This is a genomic window from Kiloniella sp. (assembly GCF_965205715.1).
In the GTDB taxonomy this organism is placed as follows: Bacteria; Pseudomonadota; Alphaproteobacteria; order Kiloniellales; family Kiloniellaceae; genus Kiloniella.
The window spans coordinates 97,501-120,000 of sequence record NZ_CBDBHW010000008.1 but is presented as its reverse complement, the minus strand read 5'-3'; the positions used below and the strand labels follow the sequence as shown (position 1 = coordinate 120,000).

The 22,500-nt window shown below is 47.1% G+C and carries 19 protein-coding genes, 1 tRNA gene, 2 rRNA genes and 1 pseudogene (1 of these 23 only partly in view); 21 read left to right on the top strand and 2 right to left on the bottom strand.

Annotation, left to right across the window (positions count from 1 at the left end; translation table 11 throughout):
• Positions 1-66 precede the first annotated feature (66 nt).
• The 3 genes from rrf to ACOGW3_RS09005 all read left to right on the top strand — a co-directional run bounded on the left by rrf (position 67) and on the right by ACOGW3_RS09005 (position 1,496).
• Positions 67-182: ribosomal RNA gene (gene rrf / locus ACOGW3_RS09015) — 5S ribosomal RNA — on the top strand.
• Between the two features lie 200 nt (positions 183-382).
• Positions 383-459: transfer RNA gene (locus ACOGW3_RS09010), tRNA-Met, on the top strand.
• Positions 460-746: 287 nt separating this feature from the next.
• Entirely contained in the window at positions 747-1,496 is a 750-nt protein-coding gene (locus ACOGW3_RS09005; RefSeq protein ID WP_419902661.1) for a transporter substrate-binding domain-containing protein, read from the top strand.
• A gap of 226 nt (positions 1,497-1,722) precedes the next feature.
• Here ACOGW3_RS09005 and ACOGW3_RS09000 read toward each other — a convergent pair whose 3' ends face one another.
• Positions 1,723-1,950: an amphi-Trp domain-containing protein gene (locus ACOGW3_RS09000; RefSeq protein WP_419902660.1), complete on the bottom strand. Its 228-nt coding sequence runs from the start codon at positions 1,948-1,950 to the stop codon at positions 1,723-1,725.
• Between the two features lie 456 nt (positions 1,951-2,406).
• A complete protein-coding gene (locus ACOGW3_RS08995) occupies positions 2,407-3,762 on the bottom strand; it encodes an MmgE/PrpD family protein (protein ID WP_419902659.1) in 1,356 nt (451 codons plus the stop codon).
• Here ACOGW3_RS08995 and ACOGW3_RS08990 point away from each other — a divergent pair.
• The 18 genes and pseudogenes from ACOGW3_RS08990 to ACOGW3_RS08905 all read left to right on the top strand — a co-directional run.
• Complete coding sequence (locus ACOGW3_RS08990; protein WP_419901077.1) at positions 3,749-4,981, top strand: ISL3 family transposase; 1,233 nt, start codon at positions 3,749-3,751, stop codon at positions 4,979-4,981. The genes ACOGW3_RS08995 and ACOGW3_RS08990 overlap by 14 nt on opposite strands.
• Positions 4,982-5,031: 50 nt before the next feature.
• Complete coding sequence (locus ACOGW3_RS08985; RefSeq protein WP_419902658.1) at positions 5,032-5,676, top strand: NADH-quinone oxidoreductase subunit I; 645 nt, start codon at positions 5,032-5,034, stop codon at positions 5,674-5,676.
• 66 nt (positions 5,677-5,742) lie between these two features.
• A complete protein-coding gene (locus ACOGW3_RS08980; RefSeq protein ID WP_419902657.1) occupies positions 5,743-6,201 on the top strand; it encodes a CBS domain-containing protein in 459 nt (152 codons plus the stop codon).
• 221 nt (positions 6,202-6,422) lie between these two features.
• Positions 6,423-6,932 carry an NADH-quinone oxidoreductase subunit J gene (locus ACOGW3_RS08975; protein WP_419902656.1) on the top strand — a complete coding sequence of 170 codons (510 nt, stop codon included), beginning with the start codon at positions 6,423-6,425 and terminating at the stop codon, positions 6,930-6,932.
• On the top strand, positions 6,932-7,234 hold the full coding sequence (nuoK, locus tag ACOGW3_RS08970) for an NADH-quinone oxidoreductase subunit NuoK (protein ID WP_419902655.1): 303 nt from the start codon (positions 6,932-6,934) through the stop codon (positions 7,232-7,234). The genes ACOGW3_RS08975 and nuoK overlap by 1 nt, the downstream gene beginning before the upstream one ends.
• Positions 7,235-7,287: 53 nt before the next feature.
• Positions 7,288-8,766, top strand: a complete 1,479-nt coding sequence (locus tag ACOGW3_RS08965) for a monovalent cation/H+ antiporter subunit D family protein (RefSeq protein WP_419902654.1) — start codon at positions 7,288-7,290, stop codon at positions 8,764-8,766.
• Positions 8,763-9,017, top strand: coding sequence for a hypothetical protein (locus ACOGW3_RS08960; protein WP_419902653.1), 255 nt, complete (start codon positions 8,763-8,765; stop codon positions 9,015-9,017). Before ACOGW3_RS08965 ends, ACOGW3_RS08960 begins: the two co-directional genes overlap by 4 nt.
• The gene (locus tag ACOGW3_RS08955; protein WP_419902652.1) at positions 9,010-10,785 is read left to right on the top strand and encodes a Na(+)/H(+) antiporter subunit D; all 1,776 of its coding nucleotides are present in this window, start codon (positions 9,010-9,012) and stop codon (positions 10,783-10,785) included. The genes ACOGW3_RS08960 and ACOGW3_RS08955 overlap by 8 nt, the downstream gene beginning before the upstream one ends.
• 3 nt (positions 10,786-10,788) lie before the next feature.
• Positions 10,789-12,261 carry an NADH-quinone oxidoreductase subunit M gene (locus ACOGW3_RS08950; RefSeq protein WP_419902651.1) on the top strand — a complete coding sequence of 491 codons (1,473 nt, stop codon included), beginning with the start codon at positions 10,789-10,791 and terminating at the stop codon, positions 12,259-12,261.
• Between the two features lie 10 nt (positions 12,262-12,271).
• Entirely contained in the window at positions 12,272-13,804 is a 1,533-nt protein-coding gene (locus ACOGW3_RS08945) for an NADH-quinone oxidoreductase subunit N (RefSeq protein WP_419902650.1), read from the top strand.
• Positions 13,805-13,898: 94 nt separating this feature from the next.
• Positions 13,899-14,261, top strand: coding sequence for an NADH-quinone oxidoreductase subunit A (locus tag ACOGW3_RS08940; RefSeq protein ID WP_419902649.1), 363 nt, complete (start codon positions 13,899-13,901; stop codon positions 14,259-14,261).
• Positions 14,249-14,722: pseudogene (locus tag ACOGW3_RS08935) on the top strand (NuoB/complex I 20 kDa subunit family protein); the annotation flags it as partial. The gene ACOGW3_RS08940 and the pseudogene ACOGW3_RS08935, both read left to right, overlap by 13 nt.
• Before the next feature lie 95 nt (positions 14,723-14,817).
• Positions 14,818-15,336, top strand: coding sequence for an NADH-quinone oxidoreductase subunit C (locus tag ACOGW3_RS08930; RefSeq protein ID WP_419902648.1), 519 nt, complete (start codon positions 14,818-14,820; stop codon positions 15,334-15,336).
• Between the two features lies 1 nt (position 15,337).
• Positions 15,338-16,555, top strand: coding sequence for an NADH dehydrogenase (quinone) subunit D (nuoD, locus tag ACOGW3_RS08925; protein WP_419902647.1), 1,218 nt, complete (start codon positions 15,338-15,340; stop codon positions 16,553-16,555).
• A gap of 46 nt (positions 16,556-16,601) precedes the next feature.
• A complete protein-coding gene (gene nuoE, locus ACOGW3_RS08920; protein ID WP_419902646.1) occupies positions 16,602-17,087 on the top strand; it encodes an NADH-quinone oxidoreductase subunit NuoE in 486 nt (161 codons plus the stop codon).
• Positions 17,088-17,104: 17 nt separating this feature from the next.
• A complete protein-coding gene (gene nuoF, locus ACOGW3_RS08915) occupies positions 17,105-18,367 on the top strand; it encodes an NADH-quinone oxidoreductase subunit NuoF (protein ID WP_419902645.1) in 1,263 nt (420 codons plus the stop codon).
• A gap of 31 nt (positions 18,368-18,398) precedes the next feature.
• The gene (gene nuoG, locus ACOGW3_RS08910; RefSeq protein WP_419902644.1) at positions 18,399-20,972 is read left to right on the top strand and encodes an NADH-quinone oxidoreductase subunit NuoG; all 2,574 of its coding nucleotides are present in this window, start codon (positions 18,399-18,401) and stop codon (positions 20,970-20,972) included.
• A gap of 741 nt (positions 20,973-21,713) precedes the next feature.
• Positions 21,714-22,500 (top strand): 16S ribosomal RNA (locus ACOGW3_RS08905); it runs 709 nt beyond the window's last position.

Genomic DNA, 22,500 nt, shown 5'->3' with positions numbered 1-22,500 from the left:
CGTAACAAGACAATATAAGTAACGGTCTGTTCAGACCAAATTCATACAAACTCTGTGTTTAAATGACCTGGTGACTATAGCGAGAGTCCCAACACCCGATCCCATCCCGAACTCGGCCGTGAAAACTCTCTGCGCCAATGGTACTGCATCTTAAGGTGTGGGAGAGTAGGTCGTTGCCAGGTCTTTTAAACACATAGTTCAACATGTCATTACAATACAAGACCCTCACGGGTCTTTTATTGTTTATAGGTGTTGCAAGAGAAACCTTGCTTTTACCATGCGTCGCCCTCCGGCCTCGCCTCCTCGCTAACGCTGCGGGCGGACAGTCGTCCTTGCCTCGCTAAGCTCGGAGCGGTATCAAAACCTATAAACACCACCTTGACGCGGGGTGGAGCAGCCCGGTAGCTCGTCAGGCTCATAACCTGAAGGTCGTAGGTTCAAATCCTACCCCCGCAACCATAAAAAAAAGCCCCTCAGCTTGTAAAAGCTGAGGGGCTTTTTGATTCAGAGAAGAGACTAGGATGCTGGGAAGTGCGCATGCAACTGACTTTTTTATCTTAAAATTAGAAAGTATTCTACTCTGGGAAATACTTTGAAATAATACCAACCTCATAATTGTCGTTCAATTATCAATAGTTAGCTTCAAGGGCTAAATAGAGAGCCAAATGGCTGTGTCTTTTAGGTATTGTAACCCTTACAATATAAGGTGCATTATAATTTGGGGATGAGATTATTGGAGATAGAACATGCAACAATCTGCAAAATTCTCCTTGGTAAAAGTATTGTTCGTCGTCTGGGCATGTCTTGCGCCGCTGACAGCGCGAGCAGAGGAACAATTTCTCAGAATTTTGGCGGTGCATTGGCCTCCTTATGAGTTCGAAACGCCCGTTAACGGGCTAAGGGGCTATGACGTCGAAGTAGTAGACGAGGTCTTCAGGCGCATGGGGTTGAAAGTCAAGGTCGAATTCATGCCCTGGACACGCGCTGTTGCTCTTGTTTTTACTGGACAGGCCATGGCGCTTTTGAGTTGTGGGAAGAAGAAGGACCGTGACGCCCATCTATACTATTCCGATACTTTAAGTGTTTCCTCTGAAGGTTACTTCATGCGTAAGGAGGATACAGGTCCAAAATTCGAGTCACTTGTAGAGCTACGCGGCCAGAGGATCACTGCGGTCCGAGGCTACGTCACTCAGAAAGATTTGGTGACACTTGGTATTAAGCATATTACTGTAAATACAGATGAATCCGCTCTTAAAGCCTTGATTAACAAGCGTGTTGATATTTATTATGCTTCCAAAGAAAATAATGAATTTATTGCGAAACAGTTAGGCTTTAGCGATAAACTCGAATTTCAGTTATTTAGACAAATAACTGACCACCTATGTTTTAGTAAAAAATGGCCAGGTTCGAAAGATATGCTGGCCAGGTTCAACATCGGCTTGTCAGAGCTAAAGGCCGACGGTACGTATAAAAAAATTCACGACAAATACCGGTAAGAAAAGGCCCTGATGGGAAGAGGAGTTATAGCCCAACGGTGAAAACGGGTTGTGTTCCAAAGTACAAATTTGGGTGCAGAGCACTTTTTTTTCAACCGATTTAATGTTTTGTGATTCTGAGAAGCTTGTGAGAGATATAAAGAAAGACCTTAGCTTTGATGAGCTAAGGTCTTTAGTTCTTGGAAGCTGTAAAGATCGTAAAATGAAGTATTTATAGAGGACAAGGTTATTTCGCGGTGTCCCATTTGATCTGAAACTCAATCTCTTCTTCACCATCACCGCGTTCGTGTTCGATGTTGTAGATCGCCCGGACCGGGACGTAAATACGTTCACCTGCGATCTGGATTTCAAAACTCTTGTTTTGTTCTAATGAATCAGCAAGACGTCGTAGTTTTGCGATGAAATCTTCTATGGGATAAGTTTTTTCAATATCTCTTTCGGGCTTGTCCACCATGTTTCAATCCTTGTTTTGTCGTAATAAAGCAGAGGTAATCTTTACCGGATCCTTCCCGGGTGGCAAGGGTTATGGCCAGTTAAAAAGATATCATTAAAGCTCGAAATTTTCCAAGTTCAATGACCGAGTTCAAAATGAATACGAATAGAGCTGCCCTCTAAATTTTTTAAACCTTTTCTGTACTAAGTCCCACTCATTATTACGTGCTGTATATTCTTATCGGTACTTGATCTGGAGTTTGGGACGACGATCCCAAGTCCTTTGCTGGAAAGAGGGGGATTAAATATGTCGCGTACCTTGAAATCCCATTCTTGGAGGTTGCGTGCCCCCGCAACCAATAAAAAGACCACAGCACTCATTATAAGTACTGTGGTGAGTTTGGTCCCAAAAGGTGGAACCCAGCTAGTTTCTATACGGAGATCCCACTGCATACAGTGGGCCTATGATTCTGATATTTTAATTTTTAGTGAAGATCATTCGGAGGTTAGACAGTGTTTCCAGATTTTCTAGAGAGCTTTTAATTAACGCTGATTTGTCTGAACCGCGAGTACGCTCGACGCAGCGGATAAACTTTCTATCAAGCTCCGCGTTTGGAATTGTTTTTCCAGGCATACCGGTGGCGATTGGATTGAATAGGTCCAAAATCTGACCAGATTTGAGATGTATGAAAGCGTGTGCTGATTCAGGTGCAGCATCTGGATCAGGGATTTGGCTCAAAATACTGTCGTCGGCGATCATTTCAACCTTATTCATCATGGACTGAATAGGATCAGAATTCAGATAGGCCTCGTTTAACTCCTCAATGCCAAGCCGTTGGCGTAACACGATGCTGGCAACAGTAAAGGGGAGACAAAATTGGGCTTCGGCGACATTGTTCGCATGGCTGTAACGTAATTGAGTTGCAACCAGTTCAGTAACCCGCATCTCAATCTTGGTGATATCTTCGGCAGAGATATGATGGGTTTTTATTAGTTCCATCACAGCTTCGGTACCAGCTTGTGCGGCGGAACAAACTGGATAGAGCTTTATCGCGACGCCGGGATCGGTCAGTCGATATTGCTTTCCCAATGTTGTCAGCAGAGATGAATTAAATTGGCCGTCATTGAAAGTCTCTACGAAACCGGAAGAGCCTTCAAAAGAATGCTCAGGTGCAGATAAATTGGCCATGCCGAACTGTGCGCACTCTACCCCTGTTTGGGCTGTGCGGCCGAGAAGAAAGGGTTTTGCCGCGGCTCCAAAAACAGAACGTACACCAAAAGCATGGGTTGACGCCAAACGCAAAGCATTACGTGTTTGTTCCTGGTTCAGGTGAGCGGCTTTGCTTGCGGCAATTGTGGCGCCAAAAATACCAAGAGTTGCCGAAGACCACCAGCCCTTGCGATAGTGATCGTTACCGAGGCAATCCCCCAGGTAATAAAGCGCTTCGGAACCAAGAACAAATGCCAGAAGTAAATCTTTACCCGTCCCCCCGGACTTTTGCACCATAGCCAGAGCTGCCGGCCAAATGACTGCCGTGCCATGAACGATGCCGAGAAAGCTGGTATCGTCAAAATCAAAATAATGAGCAGCCATTCCGTTGATCAATGCCGCCTGTGCCGGAGATCGTACGCTTTGTCCGTTCACAAGTGAGCAAAGAGCCGTAGCCAAATTCACGGGGCCCTTTGCATCTGAGGCAAAATGTTGGATCGTTTGGGACAGATCTTGGCTCTTCTCCGCTTTGTTGAGTAGAAAAAGATGCCGACCGCCAAGTAACCTGTTGATATGTATGGTTTCTGATAACTTTACATAGAGCAGGTATATGACAATCAACATCTCGCAGCATATTTTAGGCCTCAAAGGGCAACGTGTAAATGAAATTAAACTGGATGACGGCGGTGTTAAGATTGTCATTCACTGCAGCCGAGACGCGCGTAGGAGGGCTATAGACCCTGCTACAGGCCAGAAGGGAAGCATCAACCAGCATGTCCGCCGACAAGTAAACGACATCCCCCTTTTTGGGTATCCTTGTGTGGTCGAGATTGAGCTGGCGCAGGTTTATATTAACAAGGGCGAACGCCGCATTGAGGGGTGTGATTTTGTTGATAAAGGGTGCCGTTTCACTCACCGATTTTGCCGACTGATCAGTGGATTATGTCGGCATATGTCTATTCAAGCGGTTTCCAGACATTTGGATATACGATGGGAAACGGTCAAGAATATCGACAGGGCATACCTTATTGAAACTCTCCCTACGCTTGATCCTGCAGAGCTAACTGGCTTGGAATATATTGGTGTAGATGAAGTTGCCCGGGCGAAAGGTCATGACTACATGACGGTGGTCTACGATATGGTTGGCGGTCATCTGATCTGGGTTGAAGCAGGCCGAACTGCCGAGGTTTTTTCAAGGTTTTTGAAACAACTGCAACCAGATACAGCCTGCAAAATAAAGGCCGTAGCGATGGATATGGGGCCTGCCTACCAAAAGGCTGTCAGAGAGTCCTTGCCGTTGGCCGACATAGTATTTGACCGTTTCCACGTCATGAAAAACTACAGCAAAGCTATCCATAATCAGCGTCGACTTGAGTTCAGAAAGGCCGATCCAAGTGGTAAAGAGTTGATGAAAGGGACACATTATCTGTTGCTCAAAAATGCGGATAAGTTGAGTGAAAAACAAAGTGACAAGCTGCAAAGGTTGCTGGAGAGCAATAGCAACCTGAATGCACTTTACGTCTTGAAAGAACAGCTTCAGCTGCTGTGGAGTGCCGCTTCATTTGAGGCGATGGCGGAGCAACTGGAACGTTGGTGCCTGATAGCAGATCAGTCACAGATGCTCTATCTAAAAAAGTTCGCGAAATCCCTACGGAAACATTGTGTGGGCATCTGCAACTACGCCAAACACAAGCTCACAAGCGCCAGGATAGAGGCTGGTAATGTCAGTATAGGAATGATCCGTAAGCGAGCCAGAGGCATCAAGGATACCGAATACTTCAAACTCAAAATTAGACAATCATCCATTCCAGATAATCAATCTATGCTCTATTTGAAATCCTAAATCTACTCAACAAAGCGGAGAAGTGCCATTATTTGAAAGGATATAAATCCTTGTCAAAAACGGTAGAAGTCAAATCTGAAGAGACAATCCCTCTTGGGATTAGCCCCAGTACTAGCCCCGGGATTAACCCTAATAATAATTCTGGTTTTAATCAGTGGATAGGGTGGGTGTTCTTTCGTGATCTGATAAACGGACTATCGTTAACCCTCGGCTATATGTTCTCTAAGACGGTTACGGAGCAATATCCCGATAAGGAAAAATGGGTTCCCTATCCTCGTTACCGTGGACATCATTTTCTCAACACCAATGAAGAGGGGGAGGTGAACTGTGTTGCCTGTGAACTTTGTGCAAAAATTTGTCCCTGTAATTGCATAGAGGTCGTCCCTTATGAAGACGAGAAGGGAAATCGCCGTCCAAAAGTTTTTGATATTAATATGGGGCGTTGCCTTTATTGCGGTTTGTGTGAAGACGCCTGTCCTGCAGATGCGATCAAGCTTGGGCAATTATATGAATTCTCCACTGAAAATTCTGGTGCTCTGGTCGTCGACCGTGATGCCTTGATGGGGATGCCCAGAAAATCAAATCAGGGTGGCAAGGTGTATGAGGCTGAATTTTCCCTGCTGGAGGGCGTTTCGGTAGATGTAAGTGACGACAGTCGTAGTTATGACTGGTGGGAGAAGATACGACGGGGCTGAATAGGGCAGAAACAAAATTATTCGAGAGTAAAAGGTAAAGGAATTAATAGCTAAGAGGATCAAGTGATGAAAGTATCGGTCGTTTTAGAATCCAAGGGTGTCGATGTATATTCTGTGTCTCCCAATGATACTGTTCGCGATACTCTGCAATTTTTTGCAAGTAAACAAATTGGGTGTGCCCCGGTCTTTGATGATGGTGGTGAAATTCTAGGGCTGATAACAGAGCGGGATATATGTAATATGATCGCCAAAGACGGTGACGCCGTTGTCAACAGGACGGTGGGAGAAGGCCTGAATAACTATGTTCTCAGCTGTACCTCCGATGATCGTCTGCCCAAAGTCATGGCACTTATGACGTCTCACCGGACACGCCATGTGTTGGTTCGTAATGATGATGGGGCAACTGTTGGTATTATTAGTATTGGTGACATTGTGAAACACCGCCTTGATGAAGCACTTGAGGAAGAAAAAGCCCTTCGTGATTATATAGCGGGAACAGGATATAGCTGCCATATGGATGCATAAATGCCTATTGTTGGCATTCTTGGTGTCCAGCACTCGAACTCTATAAAGTTACTTTTTATTAGTTTCTATATGCGAAACTTTTGTCTGAAATTCTGACCAGTTACCCATTTACGGGATGGTTAAATTAAGCAAGACGGGATTTTGATAGGGTGCGTGTTTTAAGCACATGGCTCGTATCAAAAAGCGTGCGGTGTATACCTGTCGCGTGAAAGGCGTTTTAAATGGAACAAGCCTTTTTCCTATTGTTTGCTGTTGTGGCCATTTGTTCCGCGACCATGGTCGTGGTGGCGAAAAATCCGATCCATAGCGCCCTTGCCTTGATGATCTGTTTTGTTCAAGTCGCCGCGCTGTTCCTTTTGCTCCGTTCACCGATCCTTGCTGTCATCCAGATGTTTGTCTATGTCGGCGCAGTCATCATCTTGTTTCTTTTTGTTATCATGATGTTGGACGTGCGCAAGGAAGCTCAGACACGGTTCCTGAAGAAGGGAACTGTGGGGACTGTCGTGGTGGTCGCCCTGCTTTGTGGAGAGATGGTTGTCCTCTTGCTCGGCAGTAATTTGTTATTGGACCGCGCCGGAATATCCCCCGATGTCGAAATGAACTCGGTCAGGGAAATCAGCGTCGTTCTCTTTACGGAATACCTTTTTCCCTTTGAAATCGCCTCGGTGATTCTTCTCGTCGCGCTGGTTGGTGCCATTATTTTAACGCGGCATAGCAAGGAGGAGGGATAATGGTTCCTCTATCTTGGTATCTTATTCTCGGCGCCGTACTTTTTGTTATCGGTGTGGCGGGTGTTCTTCTACGTCGCAACGTGCTGATTATACTGTTGTCGTTAGAATTGATGTTGAATTCTGTGAATATCAACCTGGTGGCGTTTTCTCATTTTTTTGGAGATTCCCGCGGCCAAATTATTGCCATTTTTGTGATCGCCATAACTGCCGCTGAAGTGGCTATTGCACTTGGTGTTTTGGTTGCGCTTGTCCGCAACAAGGCGACTTTAGAAGTTGATGAGATCACGATCATGAAAGGGTAATTTGTAAGAGATTTTCTTTTGGAAGCATGAAGTGCTGAAGGAGGTTTTGGGGTTTGGAGAACGAGTATTCGATCCGACCGTTACTTGCAATCATCGTTGCCTTGATGGCCGCGGGGGCCATTTTGGTTTTCCGACATCACAGTAAATGGCGTGATGCTGTTTCGCTTGTGGCTTCTGTAATCATGTTTCTGATTGTTATTTCCATGGCTCCCAAAGTCATGGCAGGCGGCACGTTCGAACTCAATCTATTCACAGTCCTTCCCGGGGTTGATTTTGCTTTCCGTGTTGATTCCCTGGGGATGGTGTTTGCAACGATATCCTCTCTGCTTTGGATTGTGGCTGCGATCTATTGTATCGGCTATATGCGTAGCTTGAAGGAGCAAAATCAGACACGCTTTTATATCAGTTTTGCCATCAGTCTTGCCGCAGCGATTGGCGGAGCCTTTTCAGCTAATCTCTTCACCCTGGTTATTTTCTACGAAGTCTTGAGCCTCATCACTTACCCATTGGTTTATCACAAGGAGACAGATAAATCCTGGCACGGAAGTCGACGCTATCTGGTTTATTTGATGGGAGCTTCAAAAACCTTCTTACTTGCCGGGTTGGCATTGACCTATCAGGTAGCAGGAACCCTGGATTTCAAACCCAACGGCTTGTTTGATAATCTGGATCTTTCCGGTGCGCTGCTCACGGGAATTTACCTCTGTTATCTTGCAGGGTTTGCCAAGGCTGCGATTATGCCATTCCATGCGTGGTTGCCAGCAGCGATGGTGGCACCGACACCTGTGAGTGCCCTCTTACACGCGGTTGCAGTCGTCAAAATGGGTGTTTTCTGCGTTTTGCGTCTGGTCTTTGATGTGGTTGGTCTTCGCTTGATGGACCTGCACAGTCTTGGCATTGGTACGGCATATCTTGTCTCCTTTACGATTATTATGGCATCGATTTACGCGCTAACCCGTGATGACCTTAAGGCCCGACTTGCCTATTCAACGGTGAGCCAACTTTCTTATATTATCCTCGGCGCTGTGATGTTGAGCCCGCTATCCATTATTGGCGGGGTCATGCATATGCCGGGTCATGCCCTGTCTAAAATCACCTTATTTTTCTGCGCTGGTTCTATTTATTGCGCTTCGAAACGAATGAAAATAAGTGAATTGGCGGGTATTGGGCGACATCTTCCCTGGACGATGACAGGGTTCTTTATTGGTTCACTGGGGATGATAGGGGTACCCTCAACTGGTGGGTTCATCAGTAAATGGTATCTGGTTCTCGGTTCGGTCGAGGCCGGGGAGTTGTTTTTTCTACTTGTTCTTTTGGCCAGCTCAGTCCTGAACGCCGCCTATTTTCTTCCGATTTCCTATATCGCTTTTTTCCGGGAAGAAACCTTGGGACAAGTAGCCCCTACGGCTGAGGGAGAGATCCGGGAGATCCCTTTGGTGACGGTTCCTCTGGTCGCGACAGCACTTCTGTCTATGGTCATGGGGATTTATCCTGATTATTTTCTGACTTTGGCCCGCGGAGTGGTGCCATGATTAAAAAAGTTATCAACCTATTTGGCGACAAAAAATATGAAGTCTGGCGTCGTTGGGCCTTGCTCGCGGCATTGTTTGTAGTTTTTGTCGCAGATTTTCTGGTCGACCGTGAGCATGGAGAGTTTTTCTGGGATCATTTTCCCGGTTGGTGGGCCGGCTTTGGCTTTGTGTCATGCGTTGTCATCATCGTTATTAGCAAGGTGATTGGGCATCAAGGTCGCATCATGCGATACGAGGATTATTATGATTGAATGGGTCCACCCAGGTCTAATATTTCTGGTTGGTGCCGTTTTCCTTCCAATGCTTAACTGTCGATGGCGGCAGGTATTACTCTTGCTGGTACCGTTACTCGCCATTGCCAGTGTGGCGAACATGACGCCGGGCACCTATGGAGCCTTTGAATTTGCTAATGTTCAGTTGGTCATCGGCAGGGTCGACAAGTTGGCGCTGGTTTTTGCGTGGGTCTTTACGATCATGGCCTTCATAGGCTGTCTTTACGCTCTGCACATTCGAAGCTCTGCCCAGCATGTCGCGGCTTTTCTCTATGTAGGTAGTTCGCTTGCTGTCGTGTTTTCCGGGGACTGGTTTACCCTGTTGGTTGCCTGGGAAATTATGGCTTTCACCTCTGTCTATTTGATTTTTGCAGCCCATCAGGAGAAAGCAACACAGGCGGGGTTTCGGTATCTACTGGTTCATATAACTGGGGGCGTGATGCTTTTTGGGGGGATCGTGCTTCATGGGCTCGATACCGGGTCGTTCCTCTTTGGTCCTCTGGTGGATGAAGCAGGAAAGGGCGGAGGGCTCGCTTATACGCTCGTATTACTGTCTTTCATTTTAAATGCGGCAGTGCCACCGCTCAACGCCTGGCTAACCGATGCCTATCCCGAGGCCACGGTTACGGGGGCGGTTTTTTTGAGCGCCTTTACCACAAAAACTGCTGTGTACGTTTTAATCAGAACATTCCCGGGGACTGAAATTTTGATTTGGCTGGGTGTCATCATGGCCTTGTACGGTGTGGTCTACGCGGTATTGGAAAATGATTGCCGTCGATTGTTGGCCTACCACATTGTAAGCCAGGTCGGTTATATGGTTGTCGGGGTTGGGATAGGTACGGAAATGGCGCTTAATGGCTCCAGTTCACATGCTTTTGCTCATATCATATACAAAGGGCTTCTTTTTATGGGCGCAGGTGCCGTGATCCACATGACAGGGCGGCGTAAATTAACGAAGCTGGGTGGTTTATACCGGACGATGCCCTGGACGGTGTTTCTCTATATGATCGGGGCGTTTGCCATCTCGGCTTTCCCATTCTTTAGTGGTTTTGTTTCCAAATCGATGGTTATTGCTGCAGCAGCTGGTGATAACAGGGCGACTATTGTGTTGTTGTTAACAGTCGCTTCATCCGGGACATTTCTACACACCGGCCTTAAGCTGCCTTATTATATGTTCTTTGGCAGAGATTGCGGCCTGCGCCCCGCAGAACCTCCGCTGAATATGTTATTAGCAATGGGGATTGCAGCTATCTTGTGTGTGGGGATCGGCGTGTTCCCGGGCTTGCTTTATGACCTCTTGCCTTATCCGGTGGATTTTATCCCTTATACCGGTGCCCATGTTACGGGTAGCCTTGGAATTTTGATGTTTACCGCTCTGGGGTTTGTGCTTTTAATCAAATCCCTGGATCCGGAGAAAAGCATCAGTTTGGATACGGATTGGTTTTATCGCAAAGGTGCCCAGCTCTTCATGTGGTTTGCGCATAAACCCTTGGCTTGGTGGGAAGAGATATGGAGTGAGATTTCGGACACGGCCATCTTACCAACCCTTCATAACCTTTCTAAGCAAAGCCTGCGGGTGGACATCTCAGTCGTTGACCGGGTCGTTAATGGTGTGGCTCGAACCACGTTATTATGTGGGGCTCGGGTAAAGCGCCTGCAAACAGGTATTTTGAACCATTATGCCATGGCAATGATTGTCGGGGTTCTGGTTTGCGTCGCGATATATAGCATTGTTAGGTTGGGATAAGGGATGGAGATAATCGACTTCCCCATACTCAGCCTTATCATTTTTTTACCGCTCATTGGTGCGATTTTACTACTGTTCATATCGAACTATTCCCTTATCCGTTGGGCGGCATTAACGGTCACGTTGGTCGATTGCTTACTGGCCATCGTGTTGCTTCTGAGCTTCGACAGCACAACCGCATCCATGCAATTTCGCGAGACGCATGACTGGGTTCCAGACTTAGGTATTTCCTATTCACTCGGTGTTGATGGCATCAGTGTGTTGTTTCTTTTCCTGACAGCTTTTCTGGGGTGGATCTGCGTGGTTGCCTCCTGGAAAGCAATAACGAGCAAATTAAAAGAATTCATGATCAGTCTTTTGGTGATGCAAAGCCTGATGCTTGGAGTGTTTTCCGCCTTGGATCTGTTTTTGTTTTATGTCCTTTGGGAGGCGATGCTGATCCCGATGTATATTATTATAGGGGTGTGGGGCGGGCCAAATCGGGTTTATGCGGCGTTCAAATTCTTCCTCTACACCTTGGCAGGTAGTTTACTATTTCTCGTTGGTATAATTGTACTTTACCTCGAAAGTGGGCGGACCTTCGATATTCTCATACTGATGAACGGGGATTATAGTTTTGACATCCAGTTTTGGGTGTTTTTGGCTTTCCTTGTGGCTTTTGCGGTCAAGGTACCAATGGTTCCTGTCCATACTTGGTTACCAGATGCCCATGTAGAGGCTCCCACAGCAGGAAGTATAATTTTGGCTGGTGTTCTCCTGAAAATGGGCGCCTATGGGTTTTTGCGCTTTTCGCTCCCCATGTTACCCGAAGCATCACAATATTTTGCCCCCTTGGTTGTCGGTTTGTCCGGGCTGGCAATCGTTTATGGCGGCTTTCTGGCTCTGGCCCAAACTGATCTTAAAAAGTTGATCGCTTATTCAAGTGTTAGCCACATGGGGTTTGTGACGCTGGGCCTCTTTACTTTTAACTCTAATGGATTAACCGGCGCAGTCCTTCAGATGTTCAACCACGGAATAACCACAGGGGCTTTATTTCTTATCATTGGTTTGGTGTACGAGCGTACTCACACCCGACGAATTGCCGATTATGGTGGATTAATGAAGGTGATCCCGATTTATACCCTCTTTCTGGGGGTGTTTGCTTTTGCTTCAATGGCCGTTCCTGGCACAAATGGGTTTATCGGGGAGTTATTGATCCTGTCAGGCGCCTTCGGTGCGAATATTCTTATGGGGGTGATTGCGATCATTGGTGCCCTGCTGGCGGCGGTTTATATGTTGGGTTTATTCCGTCAAGTTGCGCTTGGCCCCATATCACCCTCGTGTGGTGACAACCTGTGGGATGTTGATCTCCGCGAAATCAGTGGCCTTGTGGGATTAGCTGTTTTTGTGTTTTGGCTCGGGCTCTATCCGGCACCTTTTGTTGATATATTAACGCCCTCTCTTGATCACCTATTGGTCCAGGTTCTTGGCCCATGAAGGGGAAATGATGGATAAACAAGCTATAATTCAGTCGATCATTGCCAGCAGCTCCGAGATAGTTGTCATTGTCGGTGCTTGTATCATTTTACTGGGATCCTTGTTGGCGGAAAGGCTCTGTACCCGTCAGAAATTGTCGAGGTTATTGACCGGGGCGACCTTACTTGTCCTCATTCTCGCGGCCGGGATGTCATTTATCTTTATCCCTAGCCCTCAAACTGTTTATGGCAACACCTTTATCATTGATCCCTTTGCCCTTTATTTCAAAGCCGTAATCTTTCTGACAGCGGGTCTTACTCTTCTAATGTCCGGGCGCTATCTCGAACAAGAAGGTATTGTCGAGGGGGAATACCATGTCTTGGTTTTGTTTGCCGTGGTTGGAATGATGATCATGGTGTCAGGGCTTGATCTTCTGGTTATCTATATGGGACTGGAGCTTCAGGCCTTTGCATTCTATGTATTGGTGGGATTTAGGAGAGGGCACCTTCAATCCAACGAAGCTGCTCTTAAATACGTTGTTCTTGGTGCTGTTTCTTCGGGTATTCTTCTCTATGGTCTTTCACTTATCTATGGCGCGACCGGAACTACCCAACTAACAGATATTGCGTCTATGATATCCAAAGATTTTTCAGGAGATGCGCCGCCGGATTTAATGCTGGTTCTTGCCGTGATATTCTTGTTAGCTGGCTTGATATTCAAAGTAGGCGCGGTGCCTTTACATATGTGGGTGCCGGATGTCTATGAAGGTGCTCCAACCCCAATCACGGCCTTTCTTTCCGTCGGTTCAAAAGCCGCGGCCTTTGCAATCGTACTGCGAATATTCTTGGATGCCATGACGCCTCTGAGCGGGATTTGGAGTGATATTATCATTGTCATCTCTGTTGTAACGATGGCTTTGGGTTCCTTCGTCGCCTTGGTTCAGACCAATATCAAGCGAATGCTCGCCTATTCAAGCATCGCTCATGCCGGGTTTGCCCTTTTAGGAGTGATTGCCGCTGGGCATGAGGGCATCGCGAGTGTGATGTTGTATTTGTTGATTTACTTATTCATGAACATAGGATTTTTTGCCATCGTGGTTATGATGCAAAGAGATGTGGATGAGATTAAAACCCCGAATACAGCTTCTGCTGAGACCGACCTCATTCAAGGCTATTCAGGCTTGGCAAGTGTACATCCAGGATGGGCCTTTCTGGCACTGCTCTTTTTATTTTCTCTGGCGGGAATTCCACCAACAGCGGGTTTCTTTGCTAAATTTTATATCCTGGTCGCTTTGATTCAAGAAGGGTATGTAGCCCTGTCTGTTCTGGCTGTATTGTTGAGTGCTGTCGCGGCTTTCTTTTACATCCGAATTGTAATGCTGATGTATATGAAGGAACCAGTGGGGTCTTTTAATCTAAGTTTATCCCCCTCATTGCGTCTGGTTTTGGGGATTACGGCGATTGGTACTATTGGCATTGGTCTCGCTCCGGTTTGGTTTTTGAGCCAGGCCCAGAATGCTGTGTTCTTTAATGCTATGGCACTATCGGGTGGTTTTTTGCCTTAAAATAAGGCATTATTAATCCCATGCTCGTAGAGTAGTTGTTGGAGTTTTCCGCAATCAAATACCTGGAAGTGAGACTTCTAGAGGAGCAATGCATATGCTCATTGATTATTTACCCATTGTCTTGATGACTGTCGCTGCAGGAGGCTTAGCCATTTTTATACTTTGGCTAGGCTCTCTGGTACGCCCTCACAACCCTTATCCCGAAAAAAATCGTCCTTATGAGTGTGGTGTTGATCAGTGGGGGGAAGCATCTGGAGGATTATTCCGGGTTCAGTTTTTTGTCGTCGCAATCCTATTTGTGGTGTTTGACGTGGAGGCTATGTTCCTCTTCCCGTGGGCTGTCGTTCTCAATGAAATTAGTTTCATCGGCTATCTTGAAATGTTCGTATTTATCTTCTTGTTGTTGGTGGGTTTTGTATACGCCTGGGCAAAGGGAGCATTAGAATGGGAGTCTTAGAAAATCGTTTTCCCGACAATGTTTTTTTCAGTACCACGGACAGTATCATAAACTGGAGCAGGCAATCATCGCTCTGGCCGGAAACATTTGGCATTGCCTGCTGTGCGATTGAAATGATCTCAACCGGGTGTTCTCGTTATGATTTAGATCGTTTTGGTGTGGTCTTCAGACCTTCGCCCAGGCAATCAGACGTGATGATCATCGCCGGGACCGTTACCAAGAAATTCGCCCCTGTTGTACGTCGTCTCTATGATCAAATGCCAGAGCCCCGATGGGTTGTTGCCATGGGGACCTGCGCTATATCTGGCGGGGTTTATAACACTTACGCGGTTGTTCAGGGCTCGGAATTGATTGTGCCAGTAGATGTTCATGTCCCCGGATGCCCCCCGCGACCCGAAGCCTTGATGCATGGTTTGCTTCTCCTTCAGGAAAAGATCAAGCGGAGTTATGTGCTCCGCAAAGATCCTTCTGAGGGGATCTTGGAAGTACCCGTTTTGAACGAGGAGTATCGATTACCAGTTAAAAGAGCTAATGACCTGAGCGATGGGAATAGCTAATGGCGGGGACACCGGAATTCTGTGAGAAAATTCTCAAGCACTTCGGTAATAAGGTTCGCGATGGCGGCGCCGGTATCGATATGCACTGTATTGAAGTCGGGGCCAGTCATGTCGTCGAACTCTGTCACTTCTTGAAAACCGATCCGGCTTTGAAATTCAATTTTCTATCTGATCTTTGCGGCGTTGATCATCATCCTGAAAGCCGGCGTTTTGAAGTTGTTTATCACCTCTATTCTATTGCCAATAAATTTCGCCTAAGGATTAAGTGCCGACTTGATGATCGGGGGGAAACTGAAAAACCACATCTTCCTACGGTGACAAGTGTCTGGCGGACAGCCAATTGGCACGAACGCGAAACCTTTGATATGTACGGCATCATTTTTGACGGCCATCCCAATTTAGAACGAATTTATATGTGGGATGAGTTCGAAGGCTATCCCATGCGCAAGGACTTCCCAACGCGAGGATACAAAGACGCCTATAACCCCTTTGGTGAGGAAAAGGGGAATATGAGCTGATATGACAAATGTCACAGTATTGAATGAAACAGATTCCAGCCCCGAGGGCACGAAGGAAGTTCTTCTTAACCTTGGTCCTCAACATCCCAGTACCCACGGGGTTCTTCGGCTTGTCCTTCAGCTTGATGGCGAAATCGTAGAGCGAACCAGCCCCCATATTGGTTACCTGCACCGGGGAACTGAAAAACTGGCCGAGGATTTTACCTATACCCAGATCATCCCTCTAACCGATCGATTGGATTACGTTTGCCCGCCCTCGACCAATTTAGCTTATGTTCTTGCCGTGGAAAAACTTCTCGATATCCAGGCACCGGAAAGGGCTCAGTATATCCGGGTTATGATGGCTGAACTGTCGCGGATCTCAGGGCATCTTCTCATCGTTGGTGCTCTACCTATGGATCTCGGCGCCATGACAACGCTGCTTTATTGCATGCGGGAGCGGGAAATGGTGATGGATATTCTGGAAATGATATCCGGAGCCCGTATGCACACATCCTTTTGTCGGGTCGGCGGCGTACGCGAAGATCTACCCGAAGGAGCAGGTGATCGGATTTTACAGTTCTGTGAAATTCTTTCGGATAGATTGGTCGATTATGAACGTTTGATTTCCAATAACAGGATTTTTTTAAAGCGAACAAAGGATGTTGCGGTTATATCCCCTGAAGATGCTATCGATATTGGGTTGAGTGGACCCAACCTCAGGGCGTCGGGCGTTGATTGGGATATTCGTCGAGATAGCCCTTATGAGATCTATGACCGCCTGGAATTCAATGTGATCGTGCGCGAGAACGGGGATTGTTATGATCGGTGGGTTTGCCGAATTGATGAAATGCGGGAAAGCCTTCGCATGATCAGGCAATGCCTGTCTCAGATGGATGAAGGGCCTTTTATCGTAGATATTCCCACTGTCGCTTTTCCGGTGGATAAAGATCTTTTGAGTTGCTCCATGGAAACTCACATTCATCATTTTGAACTTTCCGCCTATGGGTTCAAAGTTCCCAAGGGGGAAGTCTATGTCCCCATTGAAGCACCCAAGGGTGAAATCGGTTTCTATATCATCAGCGATGGTAGTGAAAAACCGTTCCGTATGAAGGTTCGCGCACCTTCCTTTGTCAATTTACAGGCGTTGGAAACCGAAACCAAGAACATGAAGTACTTGGCTGATGTGATTGCGATGCTTGGAAGTCTTGATCCGGTTATCGCCGAAGTGGATAAGTGAAGCAAAATACCAAAGTCTGAATAGGATCAAAGATAAAGAGATGTCTATGGATCTAAGAGAACAGATAGAGATTGTTACCAAGCGATATCCCAATAATCGCTCGGCAATTATGCCAGCATTATTTATAGCTCAAAAACAGTATGGTTATCTCGGCGGGGACGTATTGCAGCAAGTTGCTGATATTCTCGATGTTCCCGAAATCTGGGTATTTGAGTTAGCCACTTTTTACACAATGTTTCACACAGAATCCATCGGTGAGTACCACATCCAAGTCTGTACAAACGTTTCCTGTCTATTACGCCGTGCAGAAAATCTGGTTGGGTATCTGGAAAATCGACTAAAGATCAAAGCCGGGGAAACGACCAACGACGGACGCTTTAGCCTCTCCAGTGTTGAATGTTTAGGGGCTTGTGATAAGGCGCCAGCACTGATGGTCAATCAGGATTATTTTGAAAACCAGGATGAAGAAAAGCTAGGTCAACTGCTTGATCAATTGTCGTCTCGTGAAATCGGATTAAGTGGAGACAATTAAGAGAAAGAATAAGGTACATGTTCGACAAGATATTATTGAAGAATATGGATACTCCCAACAGTCATGAGATCAGTGTTTATGAAAATGCTGGTGGTTATCAGTCTCTGGCGACCGTACTCAAAAGTTACACCTCCTCCGACCTTATTGAAATGGTAAAGGAATCTAATCTTCGCGGCCGTGGTGGCGCTGGTTTTCCAACAGGGCTCAAGTGGAGCTTTGTTCCAAAAGATTCCCAGAAAACACCTTTGCTCTGTTGCAACGCTGACGAAGGAGAACCGGGTACCTTTAAAGATCGAGCACTCATGGAGAAAGACCCTCACATGATGCTCGAGGGTATCATTATCACCGCCTATGCCATTGGCGCTAAAGTCACCTATGTCTATATCCGGGGCGAATATGAGCTTAGTATCGACCGGGTTGAGAGCGCCATAAAAGAAGCTTATGCCCAGGGCTATCTTGGCCCTGATATTCTGGGCAGTGGTTTCAGTCATGATGTCTATATCCACCGTGGCGCGGGGGCTTATATCTGCGGGGAAGAAACGGCGCTGTTGGAATCGATAGAAGGACGTCGGGCACAGCCAAAACTCAAACCTCCTTTTCCAGCGGTTGAAGGTCTCTATGGCAGCCCAACAGTTGTCAACAATGTGGAAACCTTTGCGTGTTTGCCCCATATCATCCAAAGAGGACCCGAATGGTTCAAGAGCATTGGTCCTGAGGCAAGTCCCGGACCAAAGCTTTATTGTCTCAGTGGGCAGGTGAAAAAGCCGGGGCTTTACGAATTGCCCATGGGGATTTCCCTGCGCGAGTTGGTCTATGACTATGGTGGTGGTGCTTGTTCGGGGCGGGTGAAAGCGGTCATACCAGGCGGTGTGTCTGCGCCAATGTTTCCCGAAAGTGAGCTGGACATCGGATTAGATTTTAACTCCCTAGCTGCGGCAGGCAGCATGTTGGGCTCAGCAGGTGTGATTGTTCTGGATGATACGACCTGCATTGTTCAGGTCATCTCCCGAATTACAGAGTTTTTTAATCATGAGTCCTGCGGAAAATGCACTCCTTGTCGCGAAGGTCTGGCCTGGTGTGCCAAAATTCTCCGCCGTATGGAGGCGGGTGAGGGTAAACACGAAGATCTTGAGCGATTAGAAGCCCTTTGTGAGACGATGTTTGGCAATTCTTTTTGTGCCCTTGGGGTCGGAGCTTCCTGGGCTCTACAGGCAGCACTCAAACATTTTCGGGCGGAATTTGTTCAGCATATCGAAGAGGGGGCATGCCCTTTTCATTAGATAGACTGTGTTTTAGGAAAGCGATATCCCTATGGTCAATATAACCATCGATGGAAAGGAATATGAGATTGCAGATGGCAGTCTGATCCTCGAGGCCGTCATGGGCGTGGGGATTCACATTCCGACATTCTGTTATCAGAAACGTCTTACGCCCTTGGCATCGTGCCGTATGTGTCTGGTCGAAATAGAAGGTCAGCCGAAAATGGCTCCTGCCTGTGTGACGCGTGTCGCCGATGGTATGGTGGTAAATACGTCGACACCCACGGTTTCTAAAACCCGTGAATCCATGCTTGAACTGTTACTGGCGAACCATCCTCTGGATTGCCCGATTTGCGATAAAGCAGGAGAATGTGAATTACAGGATACAGTCTTTGAATACGGCGCTGGTGTCAGTAGTTTTCGTGATGAAAAGCGGGTATTTCGCAGTCAGGATTTATCACTCAATCAGGTGATCATCTTCAATGCCAACCGCTGCATTCAATGTCAGCGTTGTGTCCGGATGTGCGAAGAGGTGGTTGGTGCCGTTGCGTTGGGCACGATGGACCGGGGAATGGACAGTGAGATAACAGGTTTTGAAAATAGCCTTTCTGGCTGCGATCACTGCGGGAATTGCATTGAAGTTTGCCCGGTTGGCGCTTTGATGAGCCAGCCTTATCGCTATACTTCGCGACCTTGGGATCTTATCGAGACCGATACCACCTGTGGTTATTGCGGTACAGGGTGTCAGTTGTCCGTCGGCTTGCGGGATGGGAAGTTAGCCCGGGTACGATCCAAGTACGAAACGGGGATTAATGGCGAAACCCTTTGTGTGAAAGGGCGGTTCGGCATTGATTTTATGGATAGTAAAGATCGATTGACCACCCCCATGGTGCGTAAACAAGGAGAGCTTGTCCCGGTTTCCTGGGAGGAAGCCATGGGTGTCTTAGCCTTGCATGTAAAAGCGTATTCAGGACAGGGGTGTTTTGCAGGGCTGGCTTCTGCCGGGCTTAGTTGTGAGGTGCTTTATCTTTTTCAAAAGATGATGAGAACGGCGCTTCAGACCAATCATATTGACAGCTCTATTCGGTGGTCGTCTCCCGAACCCATCGGCGAGAAGTTATATGATGTATTGCCCAGTCTGATGACAGGTTTTTATACCCGGAAGCCAATCGAAAAAATACTAGAGGCGGATTGCCTCCTGGTGGTGGGCTCCCATGTAACGGATGAAAACCCGGTGACGGATTATCTGATCCGACAAAGTCAACAACTGAGGGCAAACAGGTTACTGCTTGCCTCCGCGCGTCCGTCTCGGCTTGATTCCCTGGCGGTTGCAACTCAGCGGTTATTGCCGGGATGGGAAGCACATTTATTTGCCGCACTCGAGGCCGACCTGACCGAGGGGATAACCGGCAAGAGTGAGGCAGTACTGCAGACTTTTATCTCCACAGGATCGGGGCTGGTTAAATCGTCCTCTACTGTGAGCATTCTGATTGGGCCAGATATATTGCGGGCTCCTAATGCAGGAGAGGCACTGCAGTGGTTACAGACTTATGCAGTCACCTTGAAAAGCCTTGGCAAACAAGTTGCGATACAATGTTTGTTTGATCGGTCGAACCAGATGGGCGCTTGGGAATTGGGTTTGCTGCCCAATGTCCTTCCGGGATGGCACGATATTACGAACGCAGATCATCGGGCGTATTTTGAAAAAGCCTGGCAAAGCCCATTACCAAGGGAGGAAGGAGAGGATCTCCATGGCATATTAAGGCGTTGTGCTGCGGGTGACATGGACATGCTCTATTGTGTCCAAAGTGATCCCCTGACTTTTTATCCCGATCGCGCATTGGTCGACCACGCGCTCTCCAAAGTCAAAATGCTTGTGGTACAGGCTTCTCATCGCTCTCCAACAACCGAATGTGCTGACATTTTGTTGCCTTGTGCGGTTTACACCGAGGAAAGCGGAACAGTACTTAACAATGAAGGGCGATTACAAAAACGATGTAGCATAAGGCCGCCTTTATCAAATGCGAAAGAAAATATAGATATTTTCCAAGGAGTCTTCGAGGCTATAGGAAGAAGTCCGGATGTTCGCGCCGCGGAAGAAATTTTCGCAGAAATGTGTGCTCTTGTGCCGTCTCTGTCTGGAATGAAATTTACAGATATAAAGCAGGAGGGGATGTTCCCCGAAATCAAGAGTATGTCCCCCATAAGGAGCCTGCAACTTCCTCCGACGTCATTACCGAATGCTGAGACACTTATTGTAGAGCCCCCTAATTCCGAGGTCGCGTATTCCGGGAGTAGGGATGACAGCACTTTCATGCTGATTACAGGGGAGTGCAGGTTCCATTCCGGTGGAACGTCGTTTTACTCTGAAACCCTAAAGGAGCTCGAGGCCGAGGCCTATGTGGAGATGAACCAGGATATCGCGCTCGAATTAGGTATAAGCCAAGGGGATCAAGTAACGATCTCTAATGCAAGCGGTGAAATTAGCCTGCCTGTAAGGCTGAATAAACATTTTGAGCGTAGAACATTATTCATTCCAGAGAATTTTTCAGATCTCCAGTTAAACCGATTATGGAGCAAAGGGACCTATCCCTGTCCGGTCTGCCTATCGAAGTTTGTGCCCTAGTATTCGAGTCCGTTTGAGCCGTTGAATGGATGGTGGCCCAAGAATCTCATCATTTACATAAAGACGATGGTGAAGATTAAAGGATTCTTCAGAGTATCGACTTATAACCGAGCTGACTTCAGGCGAATCTTGGCCATTTTGTTGATCGATTCTTGATTGATTTTGCGTGATTCGTTGCGAAAGCGTTGGATTTGTTTGTTTGGGGAATCCTAAGGGGTCTGATTCGACCTCAAACGGGGTGAATTTGAGTAATATTCGGTATGTTTGATGGTGTGTTATGGAAATTTTACAAAAATGTGTATTTTTTTCATAAAGGCCTTTGACAGGTGTGGGTGTGAGGCCTATAACACCGCTCACCGACGGGGCGCACGCTTCTTCGGGACATCGGAAAGACAGAGTGAAAACAGGCAGTTAGCGATTATTTGTTGATTGTTGATTTAAGGCTTCGGTCTTATGAAAAGTTTTTACAAAAAGATTTCAGATGTTCCTTGACGATAGGGAAAAAGACTATATATATCGTCTAGCTTTTCGGGGCCGGGTTCGCTTGGTTCTAATTTGTTAATTATTATTTGGCCCTAAGGGTCTGTTGTTTGACATTGTGGATCAGATGGAAAGGATGCGTGAACGGCGGTTTGTTGGTTTTAGCAACGAGCTAGCTAGTTTATGTATCTTATTCGAAATAAGTTACACTATACCTAGTCAGTAATAAATTTGAGTTCTGTTTTAAGACAGAAGTCAGGTCAACTTGAGAGTTTGATCCTGGCTCAGAACGAACGCTGGCGGCAGGCTTAACACATGCAAGTCGAACGAGAAGGTTCTTTCGGGAACTGGACAGTGGCGCACGGGTGAGTAACGCGTGGGAATCTACCATGGAGTGGGGGATAACATTTGGAAACGAATGCTAATACCGCATACGCCCTACGGGGGAAAGATTTATTGCTCTATGATGAGCCCGCGTTAGATTAGATAGTTGGTGAGGTAATGGCTCACCAAGTCTACGATCTATAGCTGGTCTGAGAGGATGATCAGCCACACTGGGACTGAGACACGGCCCAGACTCCTACGGGAGGCAGCAGTGGGGAATATTGGACAATGGGCGCAAGCCTGATCCAGCCATGCCGCGTGAGTGAAGAAGGCCTTAGGGTTGTAAAACTCTTTCAACTGTGAGGATGATGACAGTAGCAGTAGAAGAAGCACCGGCTAACTTCGTGCCAGCAGCCGCGGTAATACGAAGGGTGCGAGCGTTGTTCGGAATTACTGGGCGTAAAGGGCGTGTAGGCGGATTGCAAAGATAGAGGTGAAAGGCCTGGGCTCAACCTGGGAACTGCCTTTATAACTTGCAGTCTAGAGATCGAGAGAGGATAGCGGAATTCCTAGTGTAGAGGTGAAATTCGTAGATATTAGGAAGAACACCAGTGGCGAAGGCGGCTATCTGGCTCGATACTGACGCTGAGGCGCGAAAGCGTGGGGAGCAAACAGGATTAGATACCCTGGTAGTCCACGCCGTAAACGATGTGAACTAGTCGTC